The 13,042-nt window shown below is 69.0% G+C and carries 13 protein-coding genes; 8 read left to right on the top strand and 5 right to left on the bottom strand.

What is annotated here, in order from left to right:
- Entirely contained in the window at window positions 1–1,275 is a 1,275-nt protein-coding gene (egtB, locus tag SFB74_RS11000) for an ergothioneine biosynthesis protein EgtB (RefSeq protein WP_432730853.1), read from the bottom strand.
- A gap of 187 nt (window positions 1,276–1,462) precedes the next feature.
- Between egtB and SFB74_RS10995 the strand changes: the two genes are divergently transcribed.
- On the top strand, window positions 1,463–2,809 hold the full coding sequence (locus tag SFB74_RS10995) for an NAD(P)/FAD-dependent oxidoreductase (protein WP_432730852.1): 1,347 nt from the start codon (window positions 1,463–1,465) through the stop codon (window positions 2,807–2,809).
- Between the two features lie 14 nt (window positions 2,810–2,823).
- Complete coding sequence (locus SFB74_RS10990; RefSeq protein WP_432730851.1) at window positions 2,824–3,072, top strand: hypothetical protein; 249 nt, start codon at window positions 2,824–2,826, stop codon at window positions 3,070–3,072.
- Window positions 3,073–3,091: 19 nt separating this feature from the next.
- On the opposite strand, the gene SFB74_RS10985 is transcribed toward SFB74_RS10990, so the two are convergent.
- On the bottom strand, window positions 3,092–5,029 hold the full coding sequence (locus SFB74_RS10985; RefSeq protein ID WP_432730850.1) for a PhoX family protein: 1,938 nt from the start codon (window positions 5,027–5,029) through the stop codon (window positions 3,092–3,094).
- Between the two features lie 96 nt (window positions 5,030–5,125).
- Complete coding sequence (locus SFB74_RS10980; RefSeq protein ID WP_432730849.1) at window positions 5,126–5,674, bottom strand: thermonuclease family protein; 549 nt, start codon at window positions 5,672–5,674, stop codon at window positions 5,126–5,128.
- 140 nt (window positions 5,675–5,814) lie between these two features.
- Between SFB74_RS10980 and SFB74_RS10975 the strand changes: the two genes are divergently transcribed.
- Entirely contained in the window at window positions 5,815–6,294 is a 480-nt protein-coding gene (locus SFB74_RS10975) for a tetratricopeptide repeat protein (protein WP_432730848.1), read from the top strand.
- A 12-nt stretch (window positions 6,295–6,306) separates the two neighbouring features.
- On the opposite strand, the gene SFB74_RS10970 is transcribed toward SFB74_RS10975, so the two are convergent.
- A complete protein-coding gene (locus tag SFB74_RS10970; RefSeq protein ID WP_432730847.1) occupies window positions 6,307–8,004 on the bottom strand; it encodes a long-chain fatty acid--CoA ligase in 1,698 nt (565 codons plus the stop codon).
- Between the two features lie 248 nt (window positions 8,005–8,252).
- Between SFB74_RS10970 and SFB74_RS10965 the strand changes: the two genes are divergently transcribed.
- Together SFB74_RS10965 and SFB74_RS10960 are read left to right on the top strand one after the other, a co-directional pair.
- Entirely contained in the window at window positions 8,253–8,693 is a 441-nt protein-coding gene (locus SFB74_RS10965; RefSeq protein ID WP_432730846.1) for an OsmC family protein, read from the top strand.
- Window positions 8,694–8,738: 45 nt separating this feature from the next.
- Window positions 8,739–9,710, top strand: a complete 972-nt coding sequence (locus tag SFB74_RS10960) for a Bug family tripartite tricarboxylate transporter substrate binding protein (RefSeq protein ID WP_432730845.1) — start codon at window positions 8,739–8,741, stop codon at window positions 9,708–9,710.
- Between the two features lie 18 nt (window positions 9,711–9,728).
- On the opposite strand, the gene SFB74_RS10955 is transcribed toward SFB74_RS10960, so the two are convergent.
- Entirely contained in the window at window positions 9,729–10,448 is a 720-nt protein-coding gene (locus tag SFB74_RS10955) for a Crp/Fnr family transcriptional regulator (protein ID WP_125951136.1), read from the bottom strand.
- Window positions 10,449–10,590: 142 nt separating this feature from the next.
- On the opposite strand from SFB74_RS10955, the gene SFB74_RS10950 reads away from it, so the two are divergent.
- Genes SFB74_RS10950 through SFB74_RS10940 form a run of 3 tightly spaced genes read left to right on the top strand, consistent with a single transcriptional unit; the run spans window position 10,591 to window position 13,009 of the window.
- Window positions 10,591–11,112 (top strand): ester cyclase, encoded by a 522-nt coding sequence (locus tag SFB74_RS10950; protein WP_432730844.1) that lies wholly within the window; start codon window positions 10,591–10,593, stop codon window positions 11,110–11,112.
- Complete coding sequence (locus SFB74_RS10945; RefSeq protein ID WP_432730843.1) at window positions 11,109–11,882, top strand: SDR family NAD(P)-dependent oxidoreductase; 774 nt, start codon at window positions 11,109–11,111, stop codon at window positions 11,880–11,882. Before SFB74_RS10950 ends, SFB74_RS10945 begins: the two co-directional genes overlap by 4 nt.
- 53 nt (window positions 11,883–11,935) lie before the next feature.
- Complete coding sequence (locus tag SFB74_RS10940) at window positions 11,936–13,009, top strand: hypothetical protein (protein WP_432730842.1); 1,074 nt, start codon at window positions 11,936–11,938, stop codon at window positions 13,007–13,009.
- Window positions 13,010–13,042 lie beyond the last annotated feature (33 nt).

Here is a 13,042-nt window from a genome sequence, read left to right as displayed (position 1 = left end):
TCAAAGGTCTTTCGCGAGCCGCAGCCCCGTGAACTGCCAGCGCGCCGCCGGCGGGAAGAAGTTGCGATAGCTGGGCCGCGCATGCCCCGCCGGCGTGGCGACGCTGCCGCCGCGCAGCACCAGTTGCCCCACCATGAACTTGCCGTTGTATTCGGCAGCGATGCCCGGCAGCGGCCTGAAGCCCGGGTACGGGTCGTACGACGACCGCGTCCATTGCCAGACATGCCCCGTCATCTGCGAGATGCCGGGCGCGTCGCATGCGGCTTCCCATTCGAACTCGGTCGGCAGCCGCGCGCCGGCCCATTCGGCGTATGCGGCGGCTTCATAAAAACTGAGCTGCGACACGGGCGCGTCGGCCTCCATCGGCCGCACGCCGTGCAGGCCGAACACATGCCAGCCGCCGGTGTTCTGCGGCGAAGGGGAAGAAGAAAAAGATCCTTCAGCAAAGTGCAGCCTCGGATCGTCCTGCGCCAGCCAGTAGGCCGGATGCCGCCAGCCGTTGGCCTGCACCGCGGCCCAGCCGTCGGACAGCCACAGCTCGGGCCGCTGATAGCCGCCGTCAGCGATGAACTGGGCATAGTCGCCGCAGTTCACCAGGCGATCTGCAATGGCGTAGGGCTGCAGCAGCGCGCGGTGGCGCGGCGTCTCGTTGTCGAAGGAGAAGCCCGCGCCGTCGTGCCCCACCTCGACCACGCCGCCGTGCCGCTCGATCCAGCGCATCGCGGGCGGTACGGCTGCAAGGCGCAAGGCGGGTCCGCCAGCCGGCTTGTAGGCCGGCAGCATGGGGTTGCACGAGAGCCCGTGCAGGATGTCGGTGAGCAGCAGTTCCTGGTGCTGCTGCTCGTGGTTCAGCCCCAGGGTGACGATGGGCTCGATCGCGGCCCAGTCGAAGCCGCCGTCTTCCAGCAGCGCCACCACCGCTTCGTCGACGTGGCGACGGTACGCGTGCACTTCGTCGAGCGAGGGGCGCGTCAGCAGGCCGCGATGCGGGCGCGGATGGCGCGGGCCGAGCGCCTCGTAGTACGAGTTGAAGAGATAGAGAAAGCGCGCGTCGAAGGGCTGGTAGCCGCCTGCATGCGGCTGCAGCAGCACGCTTTCGAAGAACCAGGTGGTGTGCGCGAGGTGCCACTTGGTGGGGCTCGCGTCGGGCATCGACTGGATGCACTGGTCTTCGGCGGAGAGCGGCGCGGCAAGCGCCAGGCTCGTTGCGCGCACTTCGCGAAACCTGTCGCGCAGCGCGCCCGCCGCCTGAGTGGTCGGCCGGGAAAGCGTCATGGAATCTCCAGTCGGGTCAGCCGCAAGTTTTAGCCCATCCGGGTCGCGGCGGCACGTAGGACAAAACGCCGCAGGCCTGCCGCCGCGACTTCGGCAAAGAGCACGAGGGAGCGCAAAGAGGCGCAAGGGGCAGCCACTGTGGCACAAGACGCCGGGGCGTGCAGGGCGGCTGCGTATCATCCGACGCATGCAAACGACCAACCCATCGGGCAGGCCCAAAGTCGTCATCGTCGGCTGCGGATTCGGCGGACTCGAAGCCGCGCGCAAGCTGCAGAAGGCGGACGTCGACGTGACGGTGATCGACAAGACCAACCACCACCTGTTCCAGCCGCTGCTGTACCAGGTGGCGACCGCCGGGCTCGCCGCGCCTTCCATCGCGGCGCCGGTGCGCGGGCTCTTCCGCAAGCAGCCGAACATCACCACGCTGCTGGGAGAGGTGAGCGGCATCGATCCGGCCTCGCGCTCGGTGCAACTGGCCAACGGCGACCGCGTGCCCTACGACCACCTGATCGTCGCGGCCGGCGCCACGCACAGCTATTTCGGGCACGACGAATGGGCCACCGTGGCGCCCGGGCTGAAGACGCTGGCCGACGCCTTCGACATCCGCCGCCGCGTGCTGCTGTCGTTCGAGACCGCCGAGATCACCGCCGACCTGGAACGCCGCCGCGCGCTGCTCACCTTCGTGGTGATCGGCGCCGGGCCCACGGGCGTCGAGATGGCCGGCACGCTGGCCGAGATCGCCAAGCACACGCTGTCGGGCGAGTTCCGCCACATCGACCCCGCCAGCGCGCAGGTGCTGCTGGTCGAGGGCGGCCCGCGCGTGCTGCAGGCCATGCCCGAATCGCTGAGCGGCAAGGCGCAGGAACAGCTGGAAAAGCTCGGCGTCGAAGTGCGCCTGAACGCCCGGGTGACCGCCATCGATGCCACGGGGCTCGAAGTGCAGACCGGTGGCGGCGCGGACGGCGCACCGGCCACCAGCTACCGAATCGATAGCAGCTGCGTGGTGTGGGCCGCAGGCGTGGCGGCCTCGCCGCTGGGACGCATGCTCGGCGCGGCCACGGGTGTCGAATGCGACCGCGCGGGCCGCATCAAGGTCGAGCCCGACCTGAGCCTCGCGGGCCACCCAGAGATCAGCGTGGTCGGCGACCTCGCCGCCGCCATGAGCCACGCGCCCGGCAAGCCGCCCAAGCCGGTGCCCGGCGTGTCGCCCGGCGCCAAGCAGGCGGGGCGCGCGGCGGCCGCCAACATCCTGCGCCGCATCGCGGGCCAGCCGACGGTGCCGTTCCGCTATGCCGACTACGGCAACCTCGCCACCATCGGCCGCAATTCGGCGGTGGTCGACCTGGGCACGCCTTTCGGCCCGCTGCGCTTCAGCGGACGGCTCGCATGGCTGTTCTGGCTGTTCGCGCACGCCTACTTCCTGATCGGCTTTCGCAACCGCGTGGTCGTGATGATGGACTGGGCCAGCGCCTACTGGAGCTTCCAGCGCAATGCGCGCGTGGTGGCCGACGTGCAGGGCAAGAGCGAATCCTGACGGGGCCCGCGGCAATGCTGTCCTTCCTCGTGTGGATGGTGGCGCACGCCGCCGAGGCCCTCTTCTGCCTCTGGGTGCTGCGCTGGGGCGGCGCCGAGCGGCTCGAGGGCACTTTTGCCTCGGGCTTCCTCATCAGCAGCTTCGCACCACGATGGAGCGCCGAAGGGCTGAAGATGGCGGCGCTGATCCTGCTGGTGTTCTGCGGCGTCAGCTTCGCGGCGGGGCTTTTCGTGCCCTCGCTGCGATGCTGGGGAACCTGCTGAAGCGCGCGCGCCTTCAGGTTCAGGTCCCGATCACACCGCCGTCGTTCTTGGTGATGGCAATGGTTGCCGAGCGCGGCCGGCCGGCGCCGTCGGGCCACTTCGACACGGCGAGCGGGCGGTCGGGGTCGCTGCGCTCGTTGGCCGGCTCGCCCGGGTGCTGGATGTTGATGAACAGCGTGCGCAGGTCGGGCGTGGCCGTGAGGCCGGTGATCTCGCAGCCGGCCGGGCCGAGCAGGAAGCGGCGGATCTCGCCCTTGGTCGGGTCGCAGGCCAGCATCTGGTTGTTGGGCATGTTGGCGTACTCGCCCTTGCCCAGCGTGGAGGTCGACACGTCGGTCTCGATCCACAGCACGCCGCGCGCGTCGACCATCAGGCCGTCGGGGCTGCCGAAGGTGTCGCCCTTGATGTTGCCCTGCGCCTCGTAGCGCGTCTGCTTCGGGTCGCCCGCGAGCACGAGGTGGTTCCAGGCGAACTTCGTTGCATCCAGGTCGCCGGTTTCCTTCCAGCGGATGATCTGGCCCATCGTGTTGTTGGAGCGCGGGTTGGCTGCGTCCATGAAGGGCTGGCCGGCGCCGCCGCGGTTGCTGTTGTTGGTCAGCGTGCAGTAGACCTCCTTGGTGAGCGGGTCCACCGTGGTCCACTCGGGGCGGTCCATCTTCGTGGCGCCCAGCAGGTCGCTGGCCTGTCGCGCCTTGATGAGCACGTCGCCCTGCGTGGTGAAGCCCTTGTCAGCCACGAGGCCGCCCTTGCCCTGCGTCAGCGGCAGCCATTCGCCGGTGCCGTCCACGTCGAAGCGGGCCACGTACAGCGTGCCGTGGTCGAGCAGGTCGCGGTTGGCGGCGGCGCCGCCGGGCTTGACCGCGTCGCGGCTCACGAACTTGTAGATGTATTCGAAGCGCGAGTCCTCGCCCATGTAGATGACGGCGCGGCCGTCGTTGGTGAGCGCGGTGGCGGCGCCTTCGTGCGCGGCGCGGCCCAGCGCGGTGCGCTTGCGCGGCGTGGAGCTCGGGTCCTGCGGGTCGATCTCGACCACCCAGCCGTAGCGGTTCGATTCGTTCGGGTGCTTCGACACATCGAAGCGCGCCTCGTGCTCGTGCCAGCGGTACTTGGCGCCGTTGCCCTTCTTGATGCCCCAGCGCTTCTGGTGGGCGTCGGGCGAGTCGGGCCCCTCGAAGTAGTCGGCGAAGTTCTCCTCGCAGGTGAGGTAGGTACCCCACGGCGTATGGCCGTTGGCACAGTTGTTGAAGGTGCCCAGCACCTGCGTGCCCGAGGGGTCGGCGGCGGTGCGCAGCATGGCGTGGCCGGCGGCGGGACCGCTCAGCGTCATCGGCGTGAGCGCGGTGACGCGGCGGGCGAAACGCGAAGGCGCGAGCTGCGTCCATTTGCCCGCGCCGTCGCGCTGCAGCTCGATGACCGACACGCCGTGCGCGTTCATCGACTTGCGCACCTTCTCGGGCGTCCAGGTCTTCATGCCGTCGGCATGCAGCAGGCCGTCGTCGACGTATTCGTGGTTCAGCACCAGCAGGCCGCGGTTGGAGCCTTCGATCGGAAAGAAGGCCATGCCGTCGTGGTGCATGCCGGCCTGCAGCGCCTGCTCCTCGGCGGTGTTGGAGCCGTCGGTCTTGAAGGCGGGCATGGCGCCCGCGATGCCGGTGGGGTCGCCCCAGCGGTAGAGAACCTGCGTGCTGTAGCCCTCGGGAACGACCACGGTGTCGACGGCCGCCATCGGAACGCTCTTGAAGCCGATGGCGCGACCCAGGCCGCTCACGTTGCTGCTGCCGCCGCCGGTGGTGGCGCATCCGGCCAGCGTGCCGGCCGCCAGCGGGCCGAAGAGCCCTGCCACCGCCGCCGCCATGCCGCCGCGCACGAACACGCGCCGGGCCGGGTCGGAAACTTCATGGATCGTGGGGTTGGCGGACGGGTTGGAGTCCTCCATGCGGGCGAAGTCTTTGGCCATGTTCTTGTCGCGGGGGATTGTGGGAACCCGCGATGGTCATGCGATCGCGTGAATTTGCCATGACACGAGTGTTTCCCCTCGAGCCCGCGCCGAAGGCTAGAAAAGGCTGCCCCAGTGGGCGCCCCAGCCGCCGCTTCCGTGCGACTGCTCCTCGCGCTGGTGCTTGCGCCATTCCCACGGCGGCGTCGGTTTCGGGTCGGCCCAGAGGCCGGCACGGCGCGCCCGTGCGCTGTCCTGCAGCTTGAAGAGCCCGCCGCCGCGCTTGGTGGCCAGGCGGTTGTAGTCGTACACCCAGGCCCAGCCGTCGGCCACCATGCGGCTGCCGGCGTCCTCGCCGTTGCAGCTCACGTCTGCCACGGTGCGGCCGTAGCGGTCGGTGTCGATCTCGGTGATGAGCGCCTGCTCGCGAAAGCAGATGCTGCTCAGCGCCTGCCTGCTGCGCTGGCCGTAGGGTTGGGCCTTCTCGGGCGCGTCGATGGCGGCGATGCGCACCTTCACGCGCTCGTAGGCGCCGATGCGCCCGCAGCGGGCGGTGAGCGTGTCGCCGTCGCTGATGCCGACGACGAGGCAGTTGCGGGGAGCGGCCTGGGAAAGAAGGGGAAAGGCAAGAAAAAGAAGAATGGAAAGCAGCGCGCGAAAGTGCATGAAAGAGCCGGAAAGACCTGGAGATTGGCAGAATCGCCAAACCGATCAAGGCTAAGTGATCCATGCGCCGGGAGGGATCGGGACACAGTTTTTTTCTTTCTCGCGTTCTTCAGAACGGCGCTTCGAAGGAGACCTCTCACATGCAGGAACCCACCCGGGACGACTGGTTTTCCGCGGCGAACGACGCCTGGGACGCCGGCGAACACAAGAAGGCGCTGTCGCTGTTCCTCAAGGCGGCCGCCGCCGGCGAGATTCACGCGCTCAACAGCGTCGGCTACTTCCTCGACCACGGCATCGGCGTGAAGCAGGACAGCGCCGCCGCCCGCGAGTGGTACCGCAAGGCTGCCAGGGCGGGCGACGTGGCAGGCTGCGCCAACCTCGCCATCTGCTACCGCGACGAGGGCAATTTCCGCTGGGCCCGCTACTGGTTCGAACGCGCCTACGCCAAGGGCGACGGCGACGCGGCGCTCGAGCTGGGCCGCCTCTTCCTCTGGGAAGGCCCGCACAAGAACCACCGCAAGGTCGTCGACTACCTGACGAAGGCGGTGGCGGCGCAGTACGTCACGCCGAACGGAAGGGAAGAAGCCGGGAAGCTGCTGAAGTCGCTGGGCCGCAAGTAAGCGGCCGCGGCCTCACTTCGCCTCGCTCTCCGCCTCCTGCAGCAGCCTCCACATCACCTTCCCGCTCCCGCTCTTGGGCAACGCGTCCACGAACTGCACCTTGCGCGGGATCTTGTAAACCGCCATGTTCTCTCGGCACCAGTCGATGATCTGCTGCTCGGTGGTGTCCTTGTGCGTGGCGCGCAGCACCACCACGGCCTTGACCGATTCGCCGCGGTAGTCGTCCTTCGTCGAGATCACGCAGGCTTCCTGGATGGCGGGGTGGCGGAACATGAGCAGTTCGACCTCGGCCGGCCACACCTTGAAGCCGCTGGCGTTGATCATGCGCTTGAGGCGGTCGGTGATGAAGAAGTAGCCGTCCTCGTCCATGCGGCCCATGTCGCCCGAGCGGAAGAAGCGCTTGCCCTCGAACTCGACGAAGGCGGCCGCGGTGGCGTCGGGGCGCTTCCAGTAGCCCTGGAACACCTCGGGGCCGTGGATGATGATCTCGCCCGATTCGCCGATGGGCATTTCCTTCAGCGTGTCGGGGTCGACCACGCGCGCGTCGGTGCTCATGAACGGAATGCCCAGGCACTGCTGCTTGGGGTGGTCCGAGGGGTTGGTGTGCGAGGGTGCGGCGGTCTCGGTGAGGCCGTAGCCTTCCTGGTACTTCAGGCCGTACTGTTCCAGCAGTCGCTGCGCCACGGCCTGCGGCATGGCGGCGCCGCCGCCGCCGATGTAGGTCATGCTCGACAGGTCGTAGTTCGCGAAGTTGGGGCTGGCCATCAGGTCGATGACCATGGTCGGGATGTTGTTCCAGGCCGTGACCTTCCAGCGCGAGATGAGCCGGCCGGCCACGTCGCGGTCCCAGCGCGGCATGATGATCAGCGTGGCCGCCGCCAGGATGGCGGTGTGCATCATGCTCACCACGCCCGTGATGTGGAACATGGGCACCACGGCCAGCACCACCGTCTCCGAGGTCGAGCCGCCCCACATCAGGCCGGCGAAGGCGTTGTGCATCAGGCTCGAATGGTGGTGGATGCAGCCCTTGGGCAGGCCGGTGGTGCCGCTGGTGTAGGGCAGCAGCGCCATGTCGTTGGCGCCCACCACATGCTCGGGCGGCGTGTGGCCGGCCTCGAGCGCGTCGGTCCAGGCGACGACCTTGCCGCCTTCCAGTTCGGGCAGCGGGTGGCGGGTGGTGAGCCACTCCTTCCAGGCGGGCGCCGGGGCGTCGTCGCCCGATGCGTCGGCGTCGAAGGCATCGGTGAACTGGGTCACGATCATGTGGGCCAGCCGCTGCTCGGGCGGCAGTGCATTGCTGGCCTTGGCCAGTTCGCCAGCCAGGTCGCCGGTGATGATCGCCACCTTGGCGTCCGGATCGGTGATGTAGTGCTTGAGCTCCTCGGCCCGGTTCATCGGGTTGACCGGCACCACCACGGCGTTGGCGCGCAGGATCGCGAAATGCGCGATCACCAGTTGCGGGCAGTTCTGCATGTCCAGGATCACGCGGTCGCCGCGCTTCACGCCCAGCGCATGCAGCGCGCCGGCCAGCCGCTCGGCCTGGGCCGCGAACTCGCGATAGCTGACGACGCGGCCGAAGAACACCAGCGCGGGCTTGTCGGGATAGCGCGCGGCCGAGGTGGCCAGGTTGTGCCAGAGCGAGGTGGCGGGGACGGTGATCGAGTGCGGGAGGCGCTTGGGCCAGAACTTGTGATGCGGGCGTTGTTCCATGGTGAGCACGGGCGGGAGGACGGGGAGGACGGGAAGAGCGATGCCCGCCAGCCTAAGCCGCCGCGTGCGCCGCTCGCATCGGGGAAGCCCCCGGGGGCGTCGCCTAGGTGACGCCATTTCTTCTCACATGCCGGCCTTCACCGGACGCGCCCTGCGACTACAGACAGGCGCCGGCTTCCGCGCGATACCTGCAGCCTCCCCCTCCATCCTCCACCCCACTCACCCACTCACCCACCGAAGGAGCTTCCATGGCAGCAGAAAAGCACGCGAGCGTTCACTGGGAAGGCGCCGGCAAGACCGGCAAGGGCCTGGTCAGCACCGAGACCGGCGCCCTGAAGGACTACCCCTACGGCTTCGCCAGCCGCTTCGAGGACGACAGGCGCGGCACCAACCCCGAGGAAATCGTCGGCGCCGCGCACGCCGCCTGCTTCACGATGGCCTTCGCCTTCGCGCTGGAAAAGGAAGGCCTGGCGGCCACGAAGATCGACACCCGGGCCGCCGTGCGGCTGGCCAAGGATGGCGAGGGCTTCAAGATCGACCGCATCGCGCTCGAGCTCGACGCCAGCGTGCCGAACCTCGACGAGGCGAAGTTCCAGCAGATCGCGGCCGCCGCCAAGGCCGGCTGCCCGCTGTCGAAGGCGCTGGCGAGCGTGCCCGAGATCACGCTGAAGGCCACGCTGGCCGGCTGAGGGCGCTGCCTATGATCGTCTCCTCACAAAAACAGGAGACGGATCATGAACAACAAGCCCATCCGGACCGCGCTCGCGGTCCTTTCCATCGGCCTCGGCGCCACGGCGGCAATGGCCGCCTTTCCCGACAAGCCGATCAAGATCGTCATCGGCTTCCCGGCCGGCGGCCCGCTCGACCAGCACGCGCGCCTGCTCACCGACAAGCTGCAGGCGGTGCTGGGCCAGCCGCTGATCGTCGACTACAAGCCCGGCGCCGGCGGCTCGGTGGGCGCCGACGCGGTCGCCAAGAGCCCGGCCGACGGCTACACGCTGATGCTGGCGAACACCGGCGTGGCGGTGATCAACGGCGCGCTCTACAGCAAGCTGCCCTACAACACGCAGCGCGACTTCGTGCCCATCGCGCGCACCGCCATGCAGCCGCTGGCGCTGCTGGTCACGCCCAAGCTGCCGGTGCAGAACCTGAAGCAGTTCATCGACTACGCCAAGGCACGGCCCGGCCAGGTCAACTACGGCTCCGCGGGCAACGGCGGCATCAGCCACCTGGTGCCCGAGATGTTCAAGACCGCCACCGGCATCTTCATGGTGCACATCCCCTACCGCGGCAGCGCGCCGGCCTTCACCGACCTGATGGGCGGGCAGGTGCAATTCATGGCCGAGTCGATCCCGCAGGCGGCCAACTATCACAAGCAGGGCAAGGTGCGCGCGCTGGCCGTGACCAGCCGCGAGCGCAACCCCGCCCTGCCCGACATCCCGACCGTGATCGAGTCGGGCGTCAAGGGCTTCGAGGTGGTGGGCTTCTACGGTTTTCTCGCGCCGAAGGACACGCCCAAGGACGTGGTCGCCAAGCTGAGCGACGCCTTCAAGCAGGTGCTCAACAACCCCGAAGTACGCGAGCGCATGGTGAGCCAGGGCGCCGACCCGGCCTTCCTGGGCAGCGAGGATTTCGCGCGCTTCCTGGCGACGGAGACACCGCGCTGGGAAAAGGCGGTGAAGGCATCCGGCGCGCGGATGGACTGAACCACCCGCGGAGTTCATTCAGGGCGGCGTGGCCGCGTGCCGCTCAAGCTGCGCGCGGTCCAGCAGCTCGATGCTGCGGTAGCGCACGCGCAGCGTGCCGTCCTCCTCCCACAGCTTCAACTGCCGGTTCACGCTCTGGCGCGACACGCCGAGCATGAACGACAGGTCTTCCTGCGACACGCCCAGCAGCGTGCCGCCGCCCTCGCCCGTGCCCTCGGCGCGCGCGTCCAGCGTGAGCAGGCGGTGCGCGAGCCGCACCGGCAGCGGCATCAGGATCACATCGTCGATCCACGCCAGCGCCTGCCGCAGCCGCAGGCACACCAGCCGCGTGAAGGCCATGTGCACGTCGGGATGCTCGGCCACGAGGCGATGGAAGTCGGCCGCCGCGACCACCGCCATCTCGGTGGTATCGACCGCGCAGGTGTCGTAGACGCGCTCGCGCCCCACCAGCAGCGACACCTCGCCGAACCAGTGGCCGGGTTCGAGCATCGCGATCACCGCCTCGCGCCCGCCCGGCGCGACCACGCTCACGCGCAGCGATCCGGCCACCACGCCGAAGAGCGCATCGGGCGACGAGCCCTTGTGGAAGAGCGATTCGCCGCGCGCCAGCGTGCGCCGGTGCGCCACGGCCAGCAGGCGCTGCTGCACGTCTTCGGCCAGCCGCATGTCGCCGTTGTGCACCGGCGAAGGCTGCGCGTCCGGCGGCGTGTCGGGGGATGAAGGGGGCGTGCGTGGCATCGCGGGTTTGTCCGTAGCGGCGATTGCCAACACCGGACAGTCTTGTTTCAGGGGCGTGCCGATAGTACGCAGCGAGCCCGGGCAGGCGCATTCGCGCCAACCCGATGTCAGCAGCCATTCCTGTCACATGGAGCACACCCCGATGAGCAACGACAACACCCCACGCACCGAACTCCAGGCCCGCCGCGAGCGCCTCGTGCTCGACCACTTCGCAGACGAGACCAGGCAGGACTTCGACGCGGTGCTCGGCACCTTCCCTCATCCGCACTACGAGCTGATTCCCAGCGGCGAAGTACACGACGGCACCGCCGAGGTGCGCCAGTACTACATCGACACGCGCCGGGCCTTTCCGGACCAGCGCCACGAGATCATCCAGTTGCGCCACGCCGACGACTCGGTGGTGGTCGAGTTCTGGCTGCTGGGCACGCACAAGGGTCCGCTCAAGGGCCTGCCGCCGACCGGCAACAGCTTCCGCTGCCGCATGAATGCCTTCTTCATCTTCGAGGGCGACCGGCTGGTATGCGAGCGCGTGTACTTCGACACGTTGACGATGCTGCGGCAGCTGCTGGCGGGCGTGCCGGCGGAACATGTCGCCGCGCTGGTCGGCGGATTGCTGGGCCAGCAGCCGGCCACCGCGCGCGCAGCCGAGACGGCGGCCGCATGAGCGCGCTGCGCGGCGACGCGCTCGCGGGCCGGCATGCCATCGTGACCGGCGGCGCGCGCGGCATCGGGCTGGCAATCGCGCGGCGATACCTCGCGGCCGGCGCGAGCGTCGCGCTGTGGGACCTCGATGCGTCGTCGCTCGCCGATGCCCTGGAAACGCTCGCGCCGCTCGGCACCGCCACCTCGGCAGTCGTCGACGTGCGCGACGAAGACCAGATCGCCGGCGCGACCGCGCAGTCGCAGGAGCGCTTCGGCGGCATCGACATCCTCGTCAACAACGCCGGCGTGCTCGGCCCGACCGTGCCGGCCTGGGAACACACGCCCGCGCAGTGGCGCAGCGTGCTCGACATCAACCTCACGGGCGCATGGCTGTGCTGCCGCGCGATCGTGCCGGCGATGCTCGCCCGGCGGCGCGGTCGCATCGTGAACATCGCATCGGTTGCCGGCAAGGAGGGCAACGGCTTCAACGCCGCGTACTCCGCCTCGAAGGCCGGGCTCATCGCGCTCACCAAGTCGCTGGGCAAGGAGCTGGCCTCGTCGGGGGTGCTGGTGAACTGCATCACGCCCTCGGCCGCCGACACCGAGGTGTTCGCTGCCGTCCCTGCCGAGCACCGGGAGCAGCTTCGCACCGCCCTGCTCTCGCGCGTGCCGATGGGGCGCTTCGTCGAGGTCGACGAGGTGGCGGCCATGGCCGCCTGGCTCGCGTCGGACGACTGCTCGTTCAGCACCGGCGCGGTGTTCGACATCTCGGGCGGACGCTCGATGTACTGAGCGCGCCCCATCCATTTCGCTTCGCTTCCTTCGAGGCAGACAAGGAGACCCACATGATCCGAGACCCAGAGCCCTCCGGGCTCGCGCAGCTGGCGGATTTCGACGGCGCGCGCGACGCCGCCATGCCGCAGGACCGCCTGCGCGCCATCCGCCACGCCGCCGAAGGGCTGCGCGAGCGCCTGCTCGATGCGCCACCGGTGCGCTTCGCGCGCAGCTTCAACCTGCTGCGCATTCCATATCCCGCGTGGTTCGCCTTCACCGGCGTCTACTCGCAGCAGTTGCTCAAGCCGCACATGGTGCATCTGCTGGCGCGCACCGTGCTGATCCAGTACGACGACTTCGAGGGCCAGCTGCGCACACTGCTGTTCACCCCGGCCGACTTCGAGGCCGGCAACGAGACGCCCTACTTCAAGCGACTGGCCGAGCAGACACCGAAGTTCCTGCACAAGGCGATCGCGCCGGTCTACCAGACCGTGCCGCAGGCGCTGGCGAGCTGCGGCATCGCGCCGGAGCAGATCGACTACATCACCTACGACCACCTGCACACGCAGGACGTGCGCCGCTGGCTGGGCAGCGCCGGAACGCCGGGCCTGCTGCCGAATGCGAGGCTGCTGGTGCACCGCCAGGAACTCGCCAGCGTGCAAGGCCTCTTGCCGGTGCAGGCCGAGTGGTACTGCCCGCACGGCCTCGACGGCATTCCGACCGAACGCATCGTGCCCTTCGACGGCAGCATCCAGCTCGGCCGCGGGCTGGCGCTGGTGCACACGCCGGGCCATACCGAAGGCAACCACTCGCTGGTCTACCGCAGCGGCGACGGCCTGCGGGTGAGCAGCGAGAACGGCGTGTCGGCCGACAGCTGGGCGCCGATGCAGTCGCGGCACAACGGCATCCGCCGCTATGCCAAGGCAACCGGCGCGGAGGTGATCCTCAACGGCAACACGCAGGAAAGCAGCAACGACCAGTACCTGTCGATGGTGCTGGAGAAGACGCTCGCCGGCACCTCTGCCGCGCACGGCTTCAGCAACGTGGTGCCCTCGGCCGAATGCACGCCGCACTGGCTGTTCCCGGGAGCGCCCACCAGCCACCTCTGGGGCGAGACCAGCCACGGCACGCCAACCACCGCCTGAAGCTCATTCAAGAAGAACGAAGGAGACACATCG

Source organism: Variovorax xiamenensis (assembly GCF_050916385.1).
Lineage (GTDB): Bacteria > Pseudomonadota > Gammaproteobacteria > Burkholderiales > Burkholderiaceae_C > Variovorax.
This window is presented reverse-complemented; position numbering and strand designations above follow the sequence as displayed.